Origin of the sequence: Pontibacterium sp., from assembly GCF_964228735.1 — a bacterium.
GTDB lineage: Bacteria > Pseudomonadota > Gammaproteobacteria > Pseudomonadales > Balneatricaceae > Pontibacterium.
On sequence record NZ_CAXRBQ010000032.1, the window covers coordinates 24,268 to 46,178 of the forward strand.

General features: G+C 56.8%; 19 protein-coding genes. 8 read left to right on the plus strand and 11 right to left on the minus strand.

The features are described from left to right. Positions 1-261 precede the first annotated feature (261 nt). On the plus strand, positions 262-1,821 hold the full coding sequence (locus ACEQ15_RS03225) for a PAS domain S-box protein (protein ID WP_370277597.1): 1,560 nt from the start codon (positions 262-264) through the stop codon (positions 1,819-1,821). A gap of 56 nt (positions 1,822-1,877) precedes the next feature. Further along, positions 1,878-2,504, plus strand: coding sequence for a response regulator transcription factor (locus tag ACEQ15_RS03230; protein WP_370277598.1), 627 nt, complete (start codon positions 1,878-1,880; stop codon positions 2,502-2,504). A 54-nt stretch (positions 2,505-2,558) separates the two neighbouring features. Here the strand turns inward: ACEQ15_RS03230 and ACEQ15_RS03235 are convergent, their stop codons facing one another. From ACEQ15_RS03235 to ACEQ15_RS03255, 5 genes are all read right to left on the minus strand, one after another. Further along, positions 2,559-3,842, minus strand: coding sequence for an NAD(P)/FAD-dependent oxidoreductase (locus tag ACEQ15_RS03235; RefSeq protein ID WP_370277599.1), 1,284 nt, complete (start codon positions 3,840-3,842; stop codon positions 2,559-2,561). 149 nt (positions 3,843-3,991) lie between these two features. Further along, positions 3,992-5,302: a TRAP transporter large permease gene (locus tag ACEQ15_RS03240; protein WP_370277600.1), complete on the minus strand. Its 1,311-nt coding sequence runs from the start codon at positions 5,300-5,302 to the stop codon at positions 3,992-3,994. Continuing rightward, positions 5,302-5,871, minus strand: a complete 570-nt coding sequence (locus tag ACEQ15_RS03245) for a TRAP transporter small permease (RefSeq protein ID WP_370277601.1) — start codon at positions 5,869-5,871, stop codon at positions 5,302-5,304. The genes ACEQ15_RS03240 and ACEQ15_RS03245 overlap by 1 nt, the downstream gene beginning before the upstream one ends. Before the next feature lie 150 nt (positions 5,872-6,021). Continuing rightward, entirely contained in the window at positions 6,022-6,999 is a 978-nt protein-coding gene (locus ACEQ15_RS03250) for a TRAP transporter substrate-binding protein (RefSeq protein ID WP_370277602.1), read from the minus strand. 112 nt (positions 7,000-7,111) lie between these two features. Then, on the minus strand, positions 7,112-7,459 hold the full coding sequence (locus ACEQ15_RS03255) for a RidA family protein (protein WP_370277603.1): 348 nt from the start codon (positions 7,457-7,459) through the stop codon (positions 7,112-7,114). 162 nt (positions 7,460-7,621) lie between these two features. Between ACEQ15_RS03255 and ACEQ15_RS03260 the strand changes: the two genes are divergently transcribed. Beyond that, positions 7,622-8,551: a LysR substrate-binding domain-containing protein gene (locus ACEQ15_RS03260; protein ID WP_370277604.1), complete on the plus strand. Its 930-nt coding sequence runs from the start codon at positions 7,622-7,624 to the stop codon at positions 8,549-8,551. 92 nt (positions 8,552-8,643) lie between these two features. Beyond that, positions 8,644-9,588: a DMT family transporter gene (locus tag ACEQ15_RS03265; RefSeq protein WP_370277605.1), complete on the plus strand. Its 945-nt coding sequence runs from the start codon at positions 8,644-8,646 to the stop codon at positions 9,586-9,588. A 36-nt stretch (positions 9,589-9,624) separates the two neighbouring features. Here the strand turns inward: ACEQ15_RS03265 and nadE are convergent, their stop codons facing one another. Further along, positions 9,625-10,410 (minus strand): NAD(+) synthase, encoded by a 786-nt coding sequence (nadE, locus tag ACEQ15_RS03270; protein ID WP_370277606.1) that lies wholly within the window; start codon positions 10,408-10,410, stop codon positions 9,625-9,627. A gap of 239 nt (positions 10,411-10,649) precedes the next feature. Between nadE and nhaB the strand changes: the two genes are divergently transcribed. Further along, positions 10,650-12,158: a sodium/proton antiporter NhaB gene (gene nhaB / locus ACEQ15_RS03275; protein ID WP_370277607.1), complete on the plus strand. Its 1,509-nt coding sequence runs from the start codon at positions 10,650-10,652 to the stop codon at positions 12,156-12,158. A 117-nt stretch (positions 12,159-12,275) separates the two neighbouring features. Here the strand turns inward: nhaB and ACEQ15_RS03280 are convergent, their stop codons facing one another. Next, positions 12,276-14,795, minus strand: coding sequence for an EAL domain-containing protein (locus ACEQ15_RS03280; protein ID WP_370277608.1), 2,520 nt, complete (start codon positions 14,793-14,795; stop codon positions 12,276-12,278). Between the two features lie 497 nt (positions 14,796-15,292). Between ACEQ15_RS03280 and ACEQ15_RS03285 the strand changes: the two genes are divergently transcribed. After that, a complete protein-coding gene (locus tag ACEQ15_RS03285) occupies positions 15,293-15,844 on the plus strand; it encodes a winged helix DNA-binding protein (protein WP_370277609.1) in 552 nt (183 codons plus the stop codon). Between the two features lie 60 nt (positions 15,845-15,904). On the opposite strand, the gene ACEQ15_RS03290 is transcribed toward ACEQ15_RS03285, so the two are convergent. Then, positions 15,905-16,381 (minus strand): DUF6882 domain-containing protein, encoded by a 477-nt coding sequence (locus ACEQ15_RS03290; RefSeq protein ID WP_282352049.1) that lies wholly within the window; start codon positions 16,379-16,381, stop codon positions 15,905-15,907. Positions 16,382-16,496: 115 nt separating this feature from the next. Continuing rightward, a complete protein-coding gene (locus tag ACEQ15_RS03295) occupies positions 16,497-17,366 on the minus strand; it encodes a LysR substrate-binding domain-containing protein (RefSeq protein ID WP_370277610.1) in 870 nt (289 codons plus the stop codon). A 115-nt stretch (positions 17,367-17,481) separates the two neighbouring features. Between ACEQ15_RS03295 and ACEQ15_RS03300 the strand changes: the two genes are divergently transcribed. Together ACEQ15_RS03300 and fghA are read left to right on the plus strand one after the other, a co-directional pair. Further along, positions 17,482-18,612, plus strand: a complete 1,131-nt coding sequence (locus ACEQ15_RS03300) for an S-(hydroxymethyl)glutathione dehydrogenase/class III alcohol dehydrogenase (RefSeq protein ID WP_370277611.1) — start codon at positions 17,482-17,484, stop codon at positions 18,610-18,612. Positions 18,613-18,661: 49 nt separating this feature from the next. Beyond that, positions 18,662-19,510, plus strand: coding sequence for an S-formylglutathione hydrolase (gene fghA / locus ACEQ15_RS03305; protein WP_370277612.1), 849 nt, complete (start codon positions 18,662-18,664; stop codon positions 19,508-19,510). Positions 19,511-20,117: 607 nt separating this feature from the next. Here the strand turns inward: fghA and ACEQ15_RS03310 are convergent. Both ACEQ15_RS03310 and ACEQ15_RS03315 read right to left on the minus strand, forming a co-directional pair. Then, the gene (locus ACEQ15_RS03310) at positions 20,118-20,837 is read right to left on the minus strand and encodes an ureidoglycolate lyase (protein ID WP_370277613.1); all 720 of its coding nucleotides are present in this window, start codon (positions 20,835-20,837) and stop codon (positions 20,118-20,120) included. Between the two features lie 152 nt (positions 20,838-20,989). Continuing rightward, a complete protein-coding gene (locus ACEQ15_RS03315; protein ID WP_370277614.1) occupies positions 20,990-21,910 on the minus strand; it encodes a LysR family transcriptional regulator in 921 nt (306 codons plus the stop codon). Position 21,911: the final 1 nt, after the last annotated feature.

A 21,911-nucleotide genomic window follows, 5' to 3' on the forward strand; every position in this document is an offset into this window, starting at 1 on the left:
GGCCGTTGAAAATCTATCTGCGTTGTTATTACGGCGTTAAAAATCGACTCAAAATGCTCATTTATGACATATAAACTCCGCTTTTTCGTCGATTTTTGCCTTGTACTAACTGCCTCGAAAGCGTTTTTCAACGACCTGCTCTACCCGAGTCCCTCCTTGAGCCGGTGCGGCGTTTGCAGTCTATTAGGCTGCTGGCCCCGGCTCTTTCTTTTTCCGGCCTGCCCAGCCGCCCTTTTCTGGTACCATCGGAGGTCCGATCAGATGTTATTGAGTTACCCGAGCGAGTACCCGCCCATGGAGAGGTCCAGCCCGCAAGAGGGGCTTTCCGCACTCACCGACGATGCCGAACGTAACCGCCTGCTGGCGGAGATGGCCGAGCAGTCCACCGATATGATCTCCCGCCACACGCCGGGTGACTGGCGTTTTATCTACGCCTCCCCCGCTGTGGAAAACCTGCTGGGCTACACGGTGGATGAAATCATCGGCATGTCCGCCTATGAGCTTTACCACCCGGACGATGTGGAAGACTTTAAACGGCGCTCCCCCAGCGTGAGTTACGAGCGCGGACTTTATACCCACACCTACCGCTTCCGCTGTAAAGATGGCCACTACACTTGGCTGGAAAGCACCAGTCGCTCGATCCGTAATCCGGACAGCGGTGCGCTGGAAGAGATCTTGGTGGTTTCGCGTGACGCCAGTCGCCGTATTGAGGCAGAGCAGACCAACCGGCGCCTGGCGCGGGTGCTGGAGAGCAGCAGCGATCTGGTGGCTTTTGTCGATCTGGATAACCGCATCAGCGACCTTAATGAAGCGGCGCGCGAACGCCTGGGTGTGGATAACCCGGAGCAGCCACTTATCCTCCGCGACCTGTTGATGGCGCAGAGTTATCAACAATTGCAGGACGAGGCGTTACCCACAGCCCAGCAGGAGGGACAGTGGCGTGGTGAAGTGGAGATGTGTGCACAAACCGGCGAAGTTATCCCCGTGATGCTGGAGCTGCTGGCCCACCGGTCCTTTGATGGACGGATCGAATATTTCTCCCTGCAGGCGCGCGACCTGAGTGCACAAAAAGCGATGGAGGCGGAGCGCCAGCAGTACCAGGCAGAAGTGAGCCGTGCCAGTCGCCTGATGACCATGGGGGAGATGGCCTCGGGCCTGGCCCATGAACTCAACCAGCCGCTGACCGCCATCGTGAACTACGTAAGTGGTATCGAGCGCCGGGTGGAGCGCAGCGACACGGTCGCCTCTGCCCAACTGAGCAAACCGCTGCAGCGGATCAGTGCCACTGCCCTACGCGCCGGTGAGATTATCCGCCGTATGATGGACTTTGCCCGCAAGGGGCAGCCACAACGGGAAGCGATACCGCTGGCGGCCCTGGTAGACGAGGTGCTGCAGTTCTGTGCCAGCAGTGCCGGTCGCAGCAACGTACAGCTGACAAACCGAATTACAGATACGCAGATGGCAGTACTGGCCGACCGTATCCAGCTGGAACAGATTCTGCTGAACCTTTTGCTCAACGGCATCGAGGCCTGCCACAGCGACCAAGAGAGTGATGAAGAGCGCGAACCAAAACAGGTGTGGGTGGAAGCATCCAACTTCGAAGCTGGACAGGTGGTGATCCGCGTGTCCGATCAGGGCTCTGGCCTGCCGCAGGGGGAACCCGAGCAACTGTTCGAGCAGTTCTTTACCACCAAACAGGATGGTCTGGGCATGGGTTTGGCGATCAGCCACTCCTTGGTAGAAGCCCATGGCGGTCAGTTATGGGCCGAAAACACTGCTGAAGGTGGTGCGGTTTTCAGCTTCACGCTGGAAAAGGTATGAACCTGCGGTAAAATGCGCTCAATTGCAGCAAAACAGCAGTCAGGTAGAGTAAATCGATGAGCAGCAGCCAGGATCAGATCGTATATGTGGTGGATGACGATGAAGATGTGCGTGATTCACTGCAGTGGTTGCTGGAATCGGTGGATCTGAACGTCGAGAGCTTTGACTCCGCACAGGCGTTCCTTGATGGCTACCAGGTCGGTCAGGGCGGCTGCATCCTGATGGATGTGCGTATGCCCGGTTTGAGCGGCATCAGCGCGCAAAAAAAATTGCCCGAATACCAAATCGATATCCCGCTGATTATGATCTCTGCCCACGGTAATGTGGATATGGCGGTTACTGCTATGACCCAGGGCGCACAAACCTTCATCGAAAAACCGTTCAACGACCAGACTCTGATCGACCAGGTACAGCGTGCCCTGGCAGACGATCTGGCTCAGCGCTCGCGGTTGAACCGCAAACACAGCTTCCAGGCCCGTTACGACAGCCTGACCAAGCGGGAAAAGCAGGTATTTGAGCGGGTGGTCCAAGGGATGTCCAACCAGGAGATGGCGGATGATCTGGCGATCAACCGTAAAACCATCGAGGGCCATCGCGCCAATATGATGAACAAGATGGCTGCAGAATCCCTGGCGGAGCTGATCCAGATGGCGGTGGTGATCGGGCTGGTAGCCAGCGAATAACGCCAAAATTAAAAAAAGGCGCCAATGGGCGCCTTTTTTGTGTCTCTAAACCTGTCAGAAGCGATCGATCCGGTAAGGGGCCAGGTTGATCTCGCTGGACCCGGTGGTCACCAGCTCGGTGATAATGCGACCGGTGCGTGGTCCCAGCACCAGACCCATATGCTGGTGGCCGAAGGCGTACAGCACGTTGTCGTAGTTCGGACATTCGCCGATCACCGGCAGGCTGTCGGTAATGGACGGGCGGTGCCCCATCCACTTCACGTGATCGCTGGTGTCGATCTCCGGGAACAGGGTTTTGGCGTGGTGAAGCAAACGGTCGCAGAAGTCGTAGTTCGGGTCGGCTTTCAGGCCACCGAACTCCACCAGACCGGCAAAGCGGATACCGCCTTCCATTGGTGTGGCGACCAGCTTGCCCGCCGAGAACATGATCGGCGCGTGCAGTTCGATACCCGGATTCTGGATCTGCACGTGGTAACCCCGCTCCGATTCCAGCGGCACGTTGTGACCCAGTTGCTCGGCCAGCTTGGCAGACCAGGCGCCCCCGGCGATCACCAGACGGTTGACCGGGTAGATGCCACGGTCGGTCACGATGCCATTCACCTGACCGTTGTCGCGACGCAGTTCCCGCACTTCACCGGTAATCAGCTCACCGCCCTGCTCCACAAAGTGCTTGGCCATGGTTTTCACCAGCATACCCGGGTTCGGTGAGAAACCGTGGTTGTGCAGCGATACGGCGAAGTTGAACTCCGGTGATACCGCTTCTTCACGGTTGTGCACCTCGTCCCCTTCCAACAGGTCGTAGGTGTTACCGAATTTGCTGCGGGTGTCCCACGCCAGTTTGTCGGCTTCGAAGGCGGCGCGATCCTTGTACAGGTAGTAGTACGGCGCTGCCTTGGCATAGGCTTCGGCGCCGGTCATCGCGGCCTGTTCCAGGTGCAGGCTAGTGGCGTCCTTCAGCAGTGCCGCCAGAGACTGGCTGATATGTTGGAAACGCTGCATACGGGTGTTCATGGCAAAGGAGGTACCCCAGCCGGTCAGCTTGGGCAGGTAACCCAGTGGCAGCGACAGGGGCCCGTGTGGGTCCATCAGCAGCTGCGGCAGTGTCCAAAGAAAGCCGGGTGTTGCCACAGGGATGCAACCACATTCGGCGAAGATGCCTGCATTACCGTGCGAGGTGGCATCTGCCGGGGGGAGCTTGTCGATTACCGCCACCTTCAGGCCTTTCGCCTGCAGCTGTACGGCACAGGAGATACCGATAATACCGGCGCCGATGACGGTCACATCGGGTGTGCCGGCTTCGGTGCGAGGGTTTGGCTGAGAATGGTCTAACGTAGCCATAATTGGCATGTTCTCCGGTCGTTTGCGGCAGTTGAGGCAGTATTCGGGCAAAGACCTGCCCTGCCATCCGCAGACGACATATTTGATTGTTACAGTGCTTCGAGAGAAAAGAGCTCCGGGGTGGTTTCCACCCCGGAAAGGTCAGGCGATTAGCCCGGTGTTTGCTTCATGTTTTCCGGCAGGTAGGTGGCCAGTTCCGGGAACATCACCAGGATGCCCACCATCACCACCATCAGCAGAAACATCGGGAAGGCGGTTTTGGCGATGTAGCCGATCGGTTTCTTGGTCATGCCCTGCATTACGAACAGGTTGAAGCCGATTGGCGGTGTGATCTGGGCCATCTCTACCACCACCACGATGAAGATACCGAACCACAGCAGGTCGATACCGGCCTGACGGATCATCGGTTCCACCACTGCCATGGTCAGGACCACGGAAGAGATGCCGTCGAGGAACATGCCGACGATGATGTAGAAACACATCAGGGCGAAGATCAGCGTCAGTGGTGACAGCTCCAGCGAGCCGATGTATTCGGCTACGGTGGCCGGCAGACCGGTGAAACCCATCGCCAGTGCCAGGAACGCAGCACCTGCCAGGATCAGCGCGATCATGCAGGAGGTGCGGGTAGCTCCCATCAGACTCTCGATAAAGGTGTTCTTGGTCAGGGAGCCCTGCAGCGCCGCCAGCGTCAGCGCACCGATCACACCAAAGGCCGCGGATTCAGTTGCTGTCGCCACGCCGGTGTAGATGGTGCCGATGACCAGACCGATCAGCAGGATCACCGGGATCAGGAAGCGGGAGTTATACAGCTTCTGGCCGAAGCTCATGCGTGCTTCTTTTGGTGGTACTTCGTGACGGCGCACAAAGGACCAGACCGCGATGTAACCCATAAACAGGCCTGCCAGTACCAGACCCGGGAAGACACCCGCCATAAACAGCTTGGAGATCGACTCGTTGATGGTCACACCGTACACGATCAGGGTCAGGGACGGTGGAATCATCAGACCCAGGGTGGATGCACCTACCAGGGTACCCAGGGTCATGTAGTCCGGGTAACCACGGCGGCGCAGCTCCGGAATCGACATCTTGCCCACGGTGGTCAGGGTGGCTGCGGAGGAGCCGGATACGGCCGCAAACACGGTACAGCCCACCACGTTGGTATGCAGCAGCTGGCCCGGCAGGCCCGCCATCCACGGGGCAAGCCCCTTGAACATATCCTCGGACAGGCGGGTGCGGAACAGAATCTCACCCATCCAGATAAACAGTGGCAGCGCGGTCAGTGTCCAACTCGCCGAGCCGGACCAGATCGCGGTAAACATCGCATCGCCGGTTGGCCGGCTGGTGAACAGCTCCATGCCGACGAAGGCTACACCCAGCAGTGCCAGTCCGATCCAGACGCCGCTGCCGAGCAGGAAAAACAGTGTAAACAGGAAAATACCTGTGAGTGTCAGCTCGTCCATCAGAACTCCTCCCCTTCAACGTGGTGCTCTTCGGCAAAGGTGTCGTCGTGGCCCATCAGGGTACGCACCAGGTGATCCAGCAGGGCGATGGTGAAGATCACCGAACCGATCGCGATCGCCATCTGTGGAATCCACAGTGGAGTCGCATCCTGGCCCTGGGAGATATCGTGGATCATATGGGATAGCTGTACGTTGCGGATGGAGTAATACGCAAGGTATCCCGCCAGCAGCGAGGCGATGCTCAGGCACCAGATATCCAATGCGCGGCGTACTTTGCCCTTGGCGATATTCAGGACCAGGCTGACGCGGATATGGGCGTTGCGGTTAAGGGTGTAAGCCAGCGCAAAGAAGGAGGAGGCGGCCATGCAGTAACCGGCGTAATCGGTAGAGCCGGGGAACTGAATGCCAGTCCAGCGGCAGACCATCTGGGCGACAATGATGCCCAAAATGGCGAGCAGGAATAGCGCTGCTACCGCACCGGAAGCCAGATACAGCGTATCCAGACCTTTGCGCAGCAATGATGTGCCTGCTGTACGGGTATTTTCCCGGGTCATGGTTTCGGTAGTCATGGTGATTATCGTTCTATTTATATTAGTCGTGCTCGCGCGCTACTTCCCTGTCAGCGCAGGAAAAGGCACGGCACACCCGAAGCAGCGGGTCGCCGTGCAAGGGAGGTACCCGGTTATCCGTTGATGAGGTCGAATAACCGGGTTGAGATGTTACTTGTTGTACGCGTCCAGGATCGCCTGACCACTGTCACCGGCGTGCTTCAGCCACTCGGCAGTCATGGTGTCACCGATCTGGCCGAAGTCAGCTGCCAGTTTTTCGCCTGCTGGCTGAACGGTCATACCGTTTTTCTGCAGCTGCTCGATGTACCAGCCTGCCAGCTGCTCGGAGCGTGCCGCACCGGCTTTTTCTGCCATCAGCGCCAGACCTTTAACGATGTTCTGGGTGTTCTCATCCAGGCTGTTCCAAGCCTGTTTGTTCACGAACACGTAGTTGCGTGGCAGCCATACTTTAACGTCGTACCAGTGGGTCAGGTGCTCCCACACCTTACGGTCGTAACCGGTTGCACCGGAGGAGATGAAAGATTCAGCTACACCAGTTGCCAGCGCCTGGCTCAGCTCGGCGGCTTCAACCTGTACCGGTACCGCACCGGCCAGCTCAGCCATACGTGCAGTGGCGCTGTTGTAGGAGCGGAATTTCACACCCTGCAGGTCGGCAGTGCCGTTCAGCTCTTTCTTCGCGTAGAAACCACCCGGAGGCCATGGCACGGAGTACAGCAGTACCAGGTTGTGCTTATCCAGCAGCTTTTCCAGCTCCGGACGGGCTGCTTTCATCAGCGCGTCGGACTCTTCGAAAGAGGTCGCCAGGAAAGGTACGGAGTCGAAGGCGAACAGCGCATCTTCGTTGGCGTGAGCCGACAGGATACGTTCACCGATCTGAGCCTGACCGGTCTGTACCGCACGCTTGATCTCGTTACCTTTGAACAGGGAGCCGCCGCCGTGGACCTTGATCTCCAGTTCGCCGCCGGTTGCGATCTTCACCGCTTCCGCAAACGCTTTTGCGTTCTGGGTGTGGAAGTTGGAGTCGGTGTATGCCATCGGCATATCCCACTTCTCACCAGCCATAGCAAAGGTGCTGGATACGGCCAGCGTTGCCGCTGCGATGTGCTTGATCAGTTTATTCAGTTTCATAGCCATGTTTCGTTTCACCTGTTTGATCTATTTATTGTTCTACCGGGTGTAGGGTTATTCAAGTAGCCATAAGCGATTCAAGTAGCCCTAAGTGATGCATCTTCAAGATGCATCAGATGGCAGCGATGCAGGACATCTCTACCAGCAGTGATGGACGTGCCATACGTGCTTCCACACACGCACGTGCTGGGGCCTGACCCTCTTCAACCCAGGCATCCCAAACTTCGTTCATTCCTGCAAAATCTTTCATGTCGCGGACATACACGGTAACGGAGAGCAGCTTGCTCTTGTCGCTGCCGATTTCGGCCAGCAGGTTTTCGATCTTTTTCAGCGTGGACGCTGTCTGTTCGCGAATACCTACGTTTTCATCGGCTGGAACCTGACCACAGAGGTAAGCCACGTTGTTATGGATCACGGCGCGGCTCATACGCTGGCCGCTGTCATGACGTTCAATAGACATTGAGTGTTCTCTCCATCCAGTTTGCGAGGAACCCGGATCAGTACCTGCGCATCAATTTCTGTGCTTCTCGACGAGAATTATTATTATTGGCTCTGGGGTATAAGTTCCAATACAATTATTTCAATGATCTATGCGGCAATGTTATGGGTGGGGTGAAATATTATGAATTCCAAACAGTTAGCGGCGTTCCGGGCGGTGATGTTGGCAGGTTCAATGAGTGATGCCTCGCGCATGCTCTATGTCTCGCAGCCTGCGGTGTCGCGTTTGATCAAGGATCTGGAGGAGTCGCTGGGCTTTACCCTGTTTGATCGCCGCAACAGCCGTCTCTACCCGACCCAGGCGGCACATGCGTTCTACCGGGAGGTGGAACGCCACTTTATTGGCATGGATAACCTCTCCCAGGCGGCGGATCAGATCCGCATGATGCGCAGCGGTCGTTTGCGTATTGGGGCGATGCCAGCACTGGCGTTCAGTGTGATGCCCACCATTGTCAGTCGCTTTCTGCGCAGCCACGGGGATGTATCCGCCGTATTCGCTCCGCACCTGTCTGTTGAGCTGGCAAACCGTGTGGGCGCGCAGCAGTTTGATCTGGGGGTTGTGATGTTGCCGGTGGAAAGCAAAGAGATCGCCTATGGACCTTGCTACAAAATCGACTGTGTCTGCATTGCACCTAAAGGTCACCGTTTTGCCGACCAGGAAAAAGTGCACGCGTCCGACCTGCACCGCGAACCGTTTGTGGCGATTGGCCAGCAGAATACGGTGACGCGTTTTCTGATCGATTCTGCCCTGCGGGAAAATTTGGCGCGCCCCGATGAGCGTATGGAAACCCTGCTGCTCTCCACGGCGGCCTCGATGGTGAAAGAGGGACTGGGCGTTTCGATCGTGGATGCATTCACTGCCCATACCTTTGCCGATGAAAACCTGATTGTGCGCCCGTTTGAACCGTCGGTGCCGCTCTATTTTGGATTTATCACCCCGGTAAACCGCCCGGTATCCGGTCTGGCGCAGGAGTTTATCGACAGTTTTGAGGCTTATGCGGCCTATAACTTCCCACTCACACCCATCGAGCCGGACGAGGTGGGGGTAGTCTGAGTCGTTCGGCTCGGTTACTATCGCCTTCTCTTCTTCGACATCCGACATCTCAATTTCTGTGGCTTCTCCTGAATCCATACTGGAGAAGTAATGTGCGTACTCTATTTCACTCGCAGGATCTGCTGCGGGGATTGTTCTATGGCCTGCTGGCGGCGTTGATCTGGAGCGGTCACAGCACCGCGACCACGCTGGGCCTGCAGGCGGGTCTGACTCCCACCGATATTACCGGTCTGCGGGCACTGGTGGCCGGTGCCCTGCTCTGGCCTTATTTGCTGAAGCGCTGGCGTCTCGTTCAGCGATTGGGTTTCTGGCGCTGCCTGATGATGGTGTGCTGCGTGGGTGTGCCTTTTGGCCTGATCAACAGCGCCGCGTTGCAGTTTGCACCGGTCTCCCATGCCGGGGTGATTGCACTGGGGCTGGTGCCGCTGTTTGCCATGCTATTGTCCCGTGTGATCTTCCAGCAGGCACTGAGCAAACAGGCGGTGTTCAGCGTTGCGCTGATGCTGGCTGGATTGGCGGTGTTTGGTTCCAGTGCCTTTTCTCAGGGCGGTGCCAACAGCTGGATCGGTGATCTGCTCCTGCTGACCTGTGCCCTGCTCTGGGCAGTGTTTGGTGTATTTACCACCCGTTGGCAGGTGCCGTCGTTGTTGGCGGTGGCGATCACCAGCGTGGGGTCGTTGCCCTTTGTGGTGTTCTGGTTGTGGTTCTGGCCGCCGCAGTTTTTTGCCATTTCGCTGGGAGAGTGGATCTTCCAGGCGTTTTACCAGGGTCTGCTGGTGGCGGGTGTGGCGATCTACGCAGTGAGTCGGGCCGGGGCCGCATTGGGCGCGCAGAAGGCGGCGCTGTTCAGTGCGCTGGCACCGGGCGGTGCGGCGATTGCCGGGTGGCTGGTTTTGCAGCAGCCGGTGAGCGCTTACCAGTGGATCGGGATTGTGGTGGTAACGCTGGGAATGGTGATGGCTCTGGGAGCTCGGCAGGAAGCTGCGAAGTCAGACCGGGCAGAAAGTCTGAAAGAGCAGGAAAGTGTGGCGAAGTGACTGCTTAAGCCACTTCGCTTTGTAGACGTACGTGGCTTAAGCGCCGCGCACCTCAGCCGGAATCATGCACACAGGGATCGGTTCCATCTTGTGCTGGTTGGCGCGGTTGAGACGTCGGTAGATCGCCAACACTTCGGTCTGACGTTCGCTCAGGCCGCTCTCGTCCCCGTCGAATTCCATCGCCCACTCCAGTTCAGGGTAAGACGCGCCGATCTGATCTTCGTCGGTGCGGTCATCGCCCCACAAACCGTCTGTTGGTGCCGCCTGCAGGATCGCATCGTTGACACCCAGCGCGGCACCCAGCGCATACACCTCGGTTTTCACCAGGTCCGCGATCGGGCTCAGGTCGACACCGCCGTCACCGTACTTGGTGTAGAAACCCACGCCAAAATCCTCAACCTTGTTGCCGGTACCCACCACCAATGCACTTTGCAGCGCAGCAAAGTAGTACAGCGTGGTCATGCGGATACGGGCACGTGTGTTCACCAGCGCCATCTGATTATCCTGATCGGCTTCCAGATTAGGCAGAGCCGCGCGGAAGGTTTCGTAGGTATCGGTCAGCTCCACCTCGACGCTGCTCACGTTCGGGTAGGTCGCTTCCAGAAAGTTGATGTGCTCACGGGCTCGGGACACCTGCGATTCATGCTGGTGGATCGGCATCTCCAGGCACAGGACCGGGTAACCGGTGCGGGCTGCCAGGGTGGAGGAAACCGCCGAGTCGATACCACCGGATACACCCACAACAAAGCCTTTGCACGGCGAGTTGTCGATGTAGGATTTCAACCACTGGCTGATATGGTCAATGACGGCTTCGGTATTCATTGCAGGTTCCTTATTTTCATAACGCAGATGCATCAAAACAGTGCAGCGGCGCGGCGTGTAGCCGATACAGATGGGTGTGCACTACAGACTAACGTGAAAACCGATTGAGTCAATCATCGGGCACCGATTCCCGCCCAAAGCGAGCGGCAGATCGGCGTTGAGCCCGACAGGCTGCTACGCTTAAAGACAGCGCGTAACTTCATCCCAGAGTGGATAAGCTGTTTTTCAAGGAATAACGTATGAGACGTTCGAACACTTACGCCAATGCGGCATTAACCCGCTTTCTCGGTAACTCTCCCGGATGGTACAAGCTGACCATCGTGTTCTTCCTGATGCTGAATCCCATCGTTTTGCTGCAGTTTGGCCCGATCGTGACCGGCTGGCTGCTGATCGGCGAATTCATCTTTACCCTGGCGATGGCGCTGAAGTGTTATCCCCTGCAGCCCGGTGGCCTGCTGGCAATCGAAGCGGTGGTGGCGGGCTTGACCCATCCCGATCAGATCTACCTGGAAGTGAGCGCTAATCTGCCGGTGATTCTGCTGCTGATGTTTATGGTGGCAGCGATCTTTTTTATGAAAGATATGCTGCTGTTTGTGTTTACCAAGTTGCTGATCAAGGTGCGGCAGAAGTTGCTGCTATCACTGCTGTTCAGTTTCCTGGGGGCACTGCTGTCGGCTTTTTTGGATGCACTCACGGTGACCGCAGTGCTGATCAGTGCCGCCGTGGGTTTCTACTCGGTCTATCACCAGGTGGCGTCGGGCAAGCGTGCGGAGGAACCGCACGACAACAATAACGACGAGTACTTCCAGGCGGAGCGTCGCCACGACCTGCATCAGTTTCGTGCCTTCCTGCGCAGCCTGCTGATGCATGGTGCCGTGGGTACGGCCCTGGGGGGCGTGAGCACGCTGGTGGGTGAACCGCAGAATCTTCTGATCGGCCAGAAGATGGGCTGGGACTTCGTGGACTTTCTGGTACATGTTGCGCCCGTATCGGCCACTACGCTGTTAGTGGGCCTGGCGACGGTGGTGGTTGTGGAGCGCTTTCACCTGTTTGGGTATGGCGCCACCATTCCGGATGAGGTGTTCGAGATCCTGCGCAAGTTTGATGAGCAGGAACGCGAAACCCGTACCAAGAGTGATATGTTTGCCCTGATGGTGCAGTTTGCCGGGGCGATCTTTTTGGTGTTTGCGCTGGCCTTGCACTTGGCCGAGGTGGGGATTATTGGCCTCACGGTGATTATCCTGCTCACCAGCTTTAACGGTGTGACCGATGAAAGCCGCCTGGGACGCGCGTTTCAGGAGGGATTGCCGTTCACCGCCCTGCTGGTGGTGTTTTTTACCATCGTGTCGATGATTCACGAGCAGCACCTGTTTTCACCGGTGATTGAGTGGGTACTGAGTAAAGACCTGTCGCAGCAACCGGCGATGTTCTTTATCGCCAACGGTCTGCTGTCCGCCATCAGTGACAATGTGTTTGTGGCGACAGTGTATATCACCGAGGTGAACGATGCCTTTCAGGCGGGGCGCATCAGTCGGGAGCACTTTGATACCCTGGCGGTGGCGATCAATACCGGGACCAACCTGCCGAGTGTGGCCACGCCAAACGGTCAGGCGGCGTTCCTGTTCCTTCTGACCTCTGCGATTGCGCCGTTGGTACGACTCTCCTACATGCGCATGGTGTATATGGCGCTGCCCTACACCCTGAGCCTGAGTCTTAGCGGTCTGTTTGCGGTGATGTTGTTTCTTTAGGGAAAAGAGTAGCTACAAGAGCACGTACAACGCTTTGTGACTCTCTTGTAGGTTAGCCATCGCAATGCGATGCCTAACATGTTGGGCACCGCTTCGCGGTGGCCAACCTACGGCTGGTTAATGGCGCAGGAGCTTGTCGATATCTTCCGGCGGTAGCGGACGGTTGAACAGGAAGCCCTGGCCCTGGTCACAACCAATCTGCTTGAGGTAGTCGTGCTGGGTGCCGGTTTCGATCCCCTCCGCCACCACATTTAACCCCAGGTTGTGGGCCATCAGCACCATGGTGGAGACCAGTTCCTGATCCTTGTTATGCTCCGGGATGCCGGAGATAAAGCTGCGGTCGACTTTCAACTGGTCCAGCGGCAGCTGGCTGAGCATGCTCAGACTGGAGTAACCGGTCCCAAAGTCATCCATCGACACGGTGATGCCCTGGTCGCGCAGCTGGTTGAGCGGTTCTACCACCTCTTCCAGGTTCTGGATTGCACAGCTTTCGGTGATCTCCAGATCCAACTTGTTGGCGGGCAGGCCTGAAGCCCGCAATGCCTGCTCCACATCCAGCGTCAGGTTGCGACGGGTAAACTGCTGCGGTGAAACGTTCACCGATACGTGCAGATCGTCAAAGCCGGCATCGTGCCACTCTTTACACTGGCGGCAGGCCTCCTGCAGTGCCCAGGCACCGATCTTACCGATCAGGCCCAGCTCCTCGGCAGCTGGAATAAACTGGTCGGGTGGGATCACCCCCTGCTCGCGGTCGTTCCAGCGCAGCAGTGCTTCCACCCCTACAATGCGGTTTGTACCCAGCTCCAGTTTGGGTTGGTAGTGCAGGAACAGCTCGTTGTTGTTCAGGGCGGTGTGCAGGCGGCTCTCCAGGCTCAGACGCTGCATGGAGCTGCGGTTCATGTCCGCGGAATACAGCTGGAAACTATTGCGGCCGTTGCTCTTGGCGCGGTACATGGCGGTATCGGCATGCTTAAGCAGGGTATCGCGGTCGGTGCCGTCTTCCGGGTAAGTGCTGCAGCCGATACTGGCGGTGATATGCAGTTCGTGCCCCGCCACGTTGATGCTTTGCTTCAGAGCACTGAAGATACGCTGCACCACGCGATGGATCGTGTCGGTGTGCTCCATCTCCGTCATCAGGATGATCATCTCGTCACCGCCGATGCGGGCGACAGTGTCCCCCTCGCGCACACAGTGACGCAGGCGGTCGGCAATTTCGCACAGCACCTGATCCCCCACAGAGTGGCCCAGGGTATCATTGATCCGCTTGAACAGGTCCAGGTCGACGAACATCAGGCCCAGACCATGTTTCATACGCTTGGCGGTGGCCATGGCCACCTCCAAACGGTCAAACAGCAGCTGGCGATTGGGCAACTTGGTGAGCGGATCGTAATAGGCCAGGTTTTCGATGATCGCTTCAGACTTTTTACGCTCGGTGATGTCGCTGAAGATCGCCGCGTACAGACGACGCTTGTTGCGTGCATCGTGCACCACGGTGATGGTCAGCCATTCTGGGTAGACTTCGCCGTTTTTACGGCGGTTCCAGATCTCGCCCTGCCAGCTGCCTTTTTTCTTCAACGAGCACCAAAGCTTTTGGTAGAAGTCAGGGCCCTGTTTGCCAGAGCTGAGCAGGCTGGGTTTCTGCCCCAGCGCTTCGCTTTCGGAGTAACCGGTGAGGATGGTGAAAGCTGGGTTGACCGAGAGGATGGTACCGCTTTCGTCGGTCACCATGATGCCGTCCATGGAGGCGTCGATCAGCGCCTTGGCCATGTTGAGGCTGCTTTCGCTCTGCTCCAGATCGGCGATGCGGTTATCGAGCGCTTCGCGCAGACGGTTGACGTACGCCTGCTCGATATTGGCCAAGACGTCGGCAAAGGAGATCACGCCACTGATCGATTGATCTTCCCGGGTGACACAGAGGTGGCGGATATGGCGTCGTTCCATCAGCGCGCGGGCGGAGAGCAGGCTCATGGTTTCGGACACGCTGATCAGCGGTTTGCTCATTACGTCCTCAAGGGGACGGTCGATCTGGTCCAGGGCGATCAAGCGTACCACGTCACGTTCGGTCAGCATCCCTTCAGGCTGGCCGTCGCGGGTGACAAGGATGCAATCGCTGCGGCGGTAACGCATCTCGGCGATGGCATCCGGCAGCGAAGCGGAAAATTCAATCGTGGTTGGTGGCTGGGGAGGAACGATAGCGCTGACTTCGCTCATACGCAGGAAGTAAGCCACATCCTGATTGATCACCACATCGCTCTGGGTGATGATGCCGGCCAGCTTGTTGTCGCTTTCCACAACAACCAGGTGGCGCAGGCCGTTGCGGCGGAATTGGCAGGTGGCTTCGTCCAGCGAGGCGTTGATGCCGATGGTGCTCACCGGTGCGCTCATCAGGTGGCGCACCTCAACCTCGGAATGCTCGACGCAGGTGTAATCGATCTTCAGGGCGTCGGCTTCGGTCCAGATACCGATCGGGCAGTCATCTTCAACGATCACAATCGAGCTGCAGTGACGCTCGAACATCAGTCCGGTGGCCTGCTGCAGGGTGAAATCTGGCGGGCAGGTAACAACGTTGCGCTGCACGATTGAGCGCACATCCCGTTTGATTGTACCGGAAAGGTCCTGGCCTATCTGGCTATCCATGCTTTCTCCAATAATACCGGCGTCCTCGTCTGGCCAGTGTGTTTGAGCCTGCAGCCTCGATGAGATTTTTCAAATCTCCCGATTATACGGCGCCGCGCGATTCATTCTAGAACAAATTTGGTTTTTTTGTTTGAAAGTTGGCGCAGATCAACTGTTGGAGGCACTAATTAATAGGCAGGGCGGCTGGTCGCCTCTGATTTTAATCTGTTTGAATTTTTATTGGATTTGGATGCCGTGAACAGCTGGCAAACAAGAGCGTGATTGCCGTATCCCTTGTTTTGTTGAGGAGGAACAATCCACTTGTGGCTGAGTGTTCGTACCATAAGTAAGTTGTATAGGCGCCGACGATGGCGTCATCTGTCGGGAGTGCCTTTATGGGCTGGACGTGTGGAATATTCGACTAAACTTTAGCAATTGCCGGTTGCCTGCATCTCAGCATACCTACAGCAACATCGTGTAAGCAGCTTTCCCGATAATAAGAACAACAGGTATACGACGTGACCACAAAACTGATCGACGATATGAGTCTCTACCGGTCCTGGCACTTGGCCCAGACCGAGCACGACGCCATCACCACTGAATTTGAATGGGTGGTGTTGCGCTTTAACCAGGCCTTCGAGCGCTTCTGCCTGCAGCTGGGCAGTACCGTGGGGCTGGGCAATCTCTCCTATCAGGAGTTAATTATCCTCAACGTGATCCGCATGCAGGATCGCCCCAAGCCGGTGACGATCATCGCCCGGTTGCTCAACCGGGATGACATCCCCAACATTCAGTACAGCCTGCGTAAACTGGCCGGTCTTGAACTGATCGTGAAGCAGAAAGAGCTGCAGGGGAAAAACTACACCTACTCCATGACGGATATCGGGCGCCGCAAACTCGACATGTACGCGGAGCTACGCGGTAAGCTTTTGACCGACCAAACCAGCAGTATCGATAGCGTAGATGAAAAGCTGCAACAGACCGCCCGCCTGATCAGTATGCTGACCGGTATCTACGATGAAGCGGGTCGGATCTCGGCCACCTATTCCAGTACCTTTGACGACGAATAATTCAGGGTTGGGCGGGGAGTATCCCTCTCCCCCTGTCTGTATGTGTTATACGACTGGATTTTAATTCAACACCCATTGGATGTCGGTGATAAGTAGATAGGTATAGCCCGCTTCCGATTCGGTGCGGTAGGCGCCCTTGGCGTTAAGTACCAGGGCAGCGACACAAGTCATTTCCCAGCCGTCTATCTCGTCGCCCACCCACTGGTCTTCTGTCAGGGCGGCGAAGTTGCGCTCCTCTCCGTAAACTTTCACCCAGGTCATCTTGTCCTTAACCGAGGCACCAACCGACGGGTTGGCCCAGGACCAGAGCCAGGTGTTGGAGAGTGTAGAAACGGAGCCGACAAACTGTATCTTTGCCCTGACCGCTGGCACCCCGTTATTGGAGAACGTAAGCACACCGGTCGCTTGATCCCACTCGAAGCGCTGGTGCTCTTTCAACTTATAATCACGCATCAACTCGTCTTGCCGCTCGGTCAGAAAATGGCAGGCGTCGGACACCGTTGTGCACCACTCCTCTTTCGCAATTACATCTGTCATAACACTACTCCAGACGCTTGTGATTAAGGGTTATACGCCTTTAAGCATAGTCGTTTCGCGCAGATCGCAACAATTTGTCAATATTTTGATGTGTGGATGGTGACGGCTGCGTATGTCAGTCGAGCTGCTCGGCGAGAAAATCAACCAGCATCCGGACCTTGGGGGAGAGGTGGCGGTTTTGCGGATACAGTGCCCAGATCCCCTCATCGGCGGGCTGGTGGTTGGTAAGCACTTCGACCAGCGTGCCAGCGTTGATATGCTCCTTCACGTAGTAGTCGGGCAGCTGAGCGATACCCAGGCCTTTTAGGGCGGCATCAGTAAGGGATTGGCCACTGTTGAAGTGGATATTGCCGCTGACCTTCACATTGCGTTCCTGCCCACCCTCTTGAAAGCGCCAGTACTCCAGCGTACCGCGCAGACAGTTGTGTTGCTCCAGCTCAGACAGCAGGTGAGGTTCACCGTTGGCGGCGAGGTAGGCGGGTGATGCGCAGACGTACTGGCGGCGGGAGGCCAGGCGTTTCGCCATCAGGCTGGAGTCCTCCAGCTTGCCGAGACGGATCGCCAGGTCGTAACCGTTGTCGATCAGGTCGACCTTTTGGTTGGTGAAGTGGCAGTCCAGCTCCAGATCGGGATAGAGGCGAATAAAGTCGTTGAGCAGCGGCGCGATACGGTTCTCGCCGTAGGTGGTCGGGGCGGTAATCTTCAGCTTTCCGCGTGGGGTGCGTTGCATATTGGTCAGGGTGCGCTCGGCTTCCTCCAGGCCGTCCAGTACCTGGCGGCAGTGTTGGTAATACACCTGCCCTGCTTCAGTCACGGTCACCTTGCGGGTGGTGCGGTAGAACAGTTTGGTGGCCAGGCGACTTTCCAGTGCACTGATCTGACGACTGACTTGCGCGACGGAGATCTCCAGGCGTTTGGCGGCAGTGGTAAAGCTGCCGGTTTCGGCGACGGCGACAAACTCAGTGACCCCTTCCCAGTTGAACATTATTACTGTCTCGTAAAAGTAATTTGCTTAAAGCTTAGATTATCTCGTATTCAGAAAGAACTACACTGGTACTTACCTATATTATCGGCATTCAAAAATAACAGGAGCTGCCGTCATGAGTGACAAGATGATTAAATCCCGCGCCGCCGTTGCTTGGGGTCCGAACCAGCCACTGATCATCGAAGAAGTGGATGTAATGCCGCCGCAGAAAGGCGAAGTTCTGGTACGTATCGTAGCGACCGGTGTGTGTCACACGGACGCGTTCACCCTGTCTGGTGAAGACCCGGAAGGTATCTTCCCAACGATCCTGGGCCACGAAGGTGGTGGTATCGTTGAAGCCGTTGGCGAAGGTGTGACCAGCGTTGAGGTGGGCGATCACGTCATCCCACTGTACACCCCGGAATGTGGCGAGTGTAAGTTCTGTAAATCCGGCAAAACCAACCTGTGTCAGAAGATCCGTGAGACCCAGGGTAAAGGCCTGATGCCGGACGGCACCACCCGTTTCTACAAAGACGGTAAGCCGATCTACCACTACATGGGTTGCTCCACATTCTCCGAATACACCGTCTTGCCGGAAATCTCCCTGGCGAAAGTTAACAAAGAAGCACCATTGGAAGAGGTCTGCCTGCTGGGTTGCGGTGTCACCACCGGTATGGGCGCAGTAAAGAACACCGCCAAAGTTGAGGAAGGCTCAACTGTCGCGATCTTCGGTATGGGCGGTATCGGTCTGGCTGCCGTTATTGGTGCGACCATGGCGAAAGCAAGCCGCATCATTGCCATCGACATCAATGAGAGCAAGTTTGAACTGGCGAAGCAGCTGGGCGCGACCGACTGCATCAACCCGAATGACTACGACAAACCGATTCAGGAAGTGATCGTTGAGCTGACAGACGGTGGCGTAGATTACAGCTTCGAATGTATCGGTAACGTCAACGTGATGCGTGCGGCGCTGGAGTGCTGTCACAAAGGCTGGGGTGAGTCCGTGATCATCGGTGTAGCCGGTGCCGGTCAGGAGATATCCACCCGTCCATTCCAGCTGGTAACCGGGCGTGTATGGCGTGGTACCGCATTCGGTGGCGTTAAAGGCCGTTCCGAACTGCCGGGCATCGTGGATCAATACATGAACGGTGAGTTCAAGCTGGATGACTTCATCACCCACACCATGGGTCTGAATGAGATCAACGAAGCCTTCGACCTGATGCACGAAGGTAAGAGTATCCGCAGCGTTGTCCACTACGACAAGTAATCCCGTTTGTCGCCGCTTCGTTTAAGGCGGGGCGGCCAAGGAGCAGAAAATGACAGTGGAAAACCTGAGCCAGAATCGTAGCTTTGGTGGCTGGCACAAGCAGTACAAGCATCAGTCGAGCAGCCTGGGCTGCGAGATGCGCTTTGCCATCTTCCTACCGCCCCAGACCGCGCACGGTGAGAAGGTACCGGTCCTGTACTGGCTGTCGGGCCTGACCTGTACCGACGAAAACTTCATGCAGAAAGCCGGCGCTCAGCGGGTCGCGGCTGAACTGGGTATCGCGATTGTTGCGCCGGATACCAGCCCGCGTGGTGACGACGTAGCTGACGAAGCAGAGCGTTACGACCTGGGTAAAGGCGCCGGTTTCTACCTGAACGCCACCCAGGAGCCATGGGCGCAGCATTACCGCATGTACGACTACGTGGTGAACGAGCTGCCTGCGCTGGTGGAGGAACTGTTCCCGGTAACGGATCAGCGCGCGATCTCCGGTCACTCCATGGGTGGTCACGGTGCCCTGACCATTGCGATGAAGAACCCGGAACGGTTCAGCTCCGTGTCAGCGTTCAGCCCGATCTGCAACCCGATCAGCTGTCAGTGGGGACAGGATGCATTCCGTGCCTACCTGGGTGATGACCCGGCGGCGTGGCAGCAGTACGATTCCAGCGTGCTGATGCAGCAGGCCTGCAGCGAGCAGTTTCTGCCTGCGCTGGTGGACCAGGGTGAAGCGGATGACTTCCTGGAGAGTCAGCTGCGTCCGGAAACTCTGGAAGCGGCGGCACAGGCCAGTGGTTACCCGCTGGAGCTGAACCGTCATGAGGGCTACGACCACAGCTATTACTTTATCGCCAGCTTTATTGAAGACCACCTGCGTTTCCATGGGAAGCATCTGGGAGTGTGAGGATTAATTGGCATTAAGGTGCTTGGAAAGGCGGAATTGCTGAGAGGTGATTTCGTCTTTTTTGTATCTAGATTATGCGGTTAGCCGGTTTATATAGTGATACACATACCCCTACTTTCGCCCTGCTGGGCGAGGCAAGGGAGGGTGTTGGCCCTCCCTTACCAATCCCAGCCAACCCCGCTACTTGCCGTGCAAAGCCCGGTTCCCTGTGCGTTCCACAAATAAAACGAAGCAAATAAACTCGGCCTTCGGCCTCAAACAGAATTTGCTTTTAATCGTTTCATTTATGAAATGCTCGGCGGCGTAGAGGGGAATACGGCCCGTGCCATCCGATAGATAGTTCGCAGAATTAAGCTTCAGATTGGCACGGATAATCCTCCCTTCAGTGCAGCCGAGCATTGCAGGTTTTCCGGGATTCAAGGCGAGGACTGTTTGAGGCGCGCAGCGACGAGTTCCGCAGCCTCCCGGGAAAGCGAAACGCGCAGGGAAGTTGGCGTAGCCAACCAAACTGTAGGGCTGCCGGGCGGGCCGCGCAGGCATTGATAAGGGGAGTTCAGAGACTCCCCTTATCTCGCCCAATCTGGGCGAAAAGAGACAAAGCAAAGCCTCAAATCACAGGCTTCTCCACCGGCAACGGCACACTCAAATACGTCGAAAACTCCTCAACAAAATCCACTGCAATACACGCATGTACCTTACCCTGCTTGTCCTCAAATACCGCCCGTTCCGCGATCGGGAACAGCGGCTGGTGCCAGATATTCGGGTGGATCTTGATACCGAAGGTACCATCACAGTAGAACGCCACAAAATCTTCCGGCTTTACATCATCGCCCGGTAAGGCCAGCAGCGCCACAAACGGTTTGCCGTCCTTCGGGCAGAAGATCTGGGAGCCGTCCGGGTGGTAGTTGGCTTCACGCACAAAGATACGGGAGCGGTTGACGTTTTTGTTGTCGAAGGATGCGGTCATCGGGTCGGTGAACCAGCCAGTTACGTAGTGGCCGTCTACCGCGTGGTTGCGGGCTACGGCCATATCGCCTTCCCAGGTGAAGACAAACTCGCCCTGGGTGATGCCGCCTTCGTTACCGGTGCCCGGTACCACGTCGCGCCAGCCCTGCTTTGGCCAGGTGACGATATCCACCACCGCATCTTCGAAAGAACTCTCGATCTTGCCGTAACCGGCCTCTTCGAAGGTTTTCGGTGTGGCGATGACCAGCGGTACTTCGTGTACTTTGATGTTGTCTGCGTGCAGGGATACCGGGCCTTCCATTGGAATGGTGGAGCTGGGTTCCGGCATAGTTGGGTTAGCGGATTCAGGTGCAAGGCTCATATGAGATACCTCATTGATGATGGCTAAAATCAAATTCTGTATCTGGTATATACCAGTGGTTTGTTACAAAAAAATGCCAGCTTTGCTAATGAGGCTCCGCTGGCTATAAGAACGCGTCTTTTACTTCTCAGGTTCTCTGGGAATTGAAATGCTCATTCGATTGTAACCGGAGTAGCGACCGACGGAGTCATGCCGATGCTTTTACATTGGCGTTCCAATGCCAGCTCGACAAAATCTTTGATACCCGGCAGGTTGCTGCGGGTTTTCAGCCACACAACATGTTCCGTTACCTGCTCGGTGGCTTCCTCCACCGGGATGGAGCGGAAGCGGTTGTCCTGGCGAATATCACTGGCCAGCGCAAAGCCTATCCCTAGCCCGTGTACCACCGCTTCACAGATATCCTGGCGGGTTTCCATGATCACGTGGGAGGTCGGGTGCAGGTTGTGGCGGGCAAAAGTGCGGTTGGCCAACTGCTGGGTGAACGCCTGCTCGCGGTAGAAGATTAGTGATTCATCTTTCAGCTGGTGCACGCTGAGGGAGCGCTCATTGGCCAGAGGGTGATCGGGATGGACCACGGCTGTGAGGCTGTGCACGTAGTATGCCAGACGGGAGATGTTGGTTTCGTTGTCATGCATCGGGAATAGGCCGATATCCACTTCGCGATTGAGGACCTTTGCCTTGCACTCGTCGGTTGTTGCAGTGCTGATCTTCAACGTTGCACCGGGAAAGCGGCGGTTAAACTCCGCGATCAGTGGCATAAAGATCAGAGGAGACGCGGTGGCTACACGCACGGTGTGCATACCGGACTCCAGCCCTGGATGCATCAGGGCGTCGATGGAGTTGTCCAGGTCGTCGTACTGGCGGGTGATACGGTACAGCTTCATGCCGAGTTCGGTGGCACGAACACCTTTATTGACACGCTCCAGCAGCGGATGGTCAAAGCGACCTTCGAGCTTGCGGATCTGGGCGGTGATTGCGGGTTGGCTGACCCCAAGCGCATCCGCTGCACGGGTGTAGTTGCCGGTTTGCAGTGTCGCGTTGAAGGCGCGGATTTCGGTCAGGGTCAGGTCCATA

Excerpts from the sequence above, each read along its gene's own strand:
- ACEQ15_RS03225 (WP_370277597.1), top strand. The coding sequence starts at position 262 with ATGTTATTGAGTTACCCGAGCGAGTACCCGCCCATGGAGAGGTCCAGC.
- ACEQ15_RS03230 (WP_370277598.1), top strand. The coding sequence starts at position 1,878 with ATGAGCAGCAGCCAGGATCAGATCGTATATGTGGTGGATGACGATGAA.
- ACEQ15_RS03235 (WP_370277599.1), bottom strand. The coding sequence starts at position 3,842 with ATGGCTACGTTAGACCATTCTCAGCCAAACCCTCGCACCGAAGCCGGC.
- ACEQ15_RS03240 (WP_370277600.1), bottom strand. The coding sequence starts at position 5,302 with ATGGACGAGCTGACACTCACAGGTATTTTCCTGTTTACACTGTTTTTC.
- ACEQ15_RS03245 (WP_370277601.1), bottom strand. The coding sequence starts at position 5,871 with ATGACTACCGAAACCATGACCCGGGAAAATACCCGTACAGCAGGCACA.
- ACEQ15_RS03250 (WP_370277602.1), bottom strand. The coding sequence starts at position 6,999 with ATGAAACTGAATAAACTGATCAAGCACATCGCAGCGGCAACGCTGGCC.
- ACEQ15_RS03255 (WP_370277603.1), bottom strand. The coding sequence starts at position 7,459 with ATGTCTATTGAACGTCATGACAGCGGCCAGCGTATGAGCCGCGCCGTG.
- ACEQ15_RS03260 (WP_370277604.1), top strand. The coding sequence starts at position 7,622 with ATGAATTCCAAACAGTTAGCGGCGTTCCGGGCGGTGATGTTGGCAGGT.
- nadE (WP_370277606.1), bottom strand. The coding sequence starts at position 10,410 with ATGAATACCGAAGCCGTCATTGACCATATCAGCCAGTGGTTGAAATCC.
- nhaB (WP_370277607.1), top strand. The coding sequence starts at position 10,650 with ATGAGACGTTCGAACACTTACGCCAATGCGGCATTAACCCGCTTTCTC.
- ACEQ15_RS03280 (WP_370277608.1), bottom strand. The coding sequence starts at position 14,795 with ATGGATAGCCAGATAGGCCAGGACCTTTCCGGTACAATCAAACGGGAT.
- ACEQ15_RS03290 (WP_282352049.1), bottom strand. The coding sequence starts at position 16,381 with ATGACAGATGTAATTGCGAAAGAGGAGTGGTGCACAACGGTGTCCGAC.
- ACEQ15_RS03295 (WP_370277610.1), bottom strand. The coding sequence starts at position 17,366 with ATGTTCAACTGGGAAGGGGTCACTGAGTTTGTCGCCGTCGCCGAAACC.
- ACEQ15_RS03300 (WP_370277611.1), top strand. The coding sequence starts at position 17,482 with ATGAGTGACAAGATGATTAAATCCCGCGCCGCCGTTGCTTGGGGTCCG.
- fghA (WP_370277612.1), top strand. The coding sequence starts at position 18,662 with ATGACAGTGGAAAACCTGAGCCAGAATCGTAGCTTTGGTGGCTGGCAC.
- ACEQ15_RS03310 (WP_370277613.1), bottom strand. The coding sequence starts at position 20,837 with ATGAGCCTTGCACCTGAATCCGCTAACCCAACTATGCCGGAACCCAGC.
- ACEQ15_RS03315 (WP_370277614.1), bottom strand. The coding sequence starts at position 21,910 with ATGGACCTGACCCTGACCGAAATCCGCGCCTTCAACGCGACACTGCAA.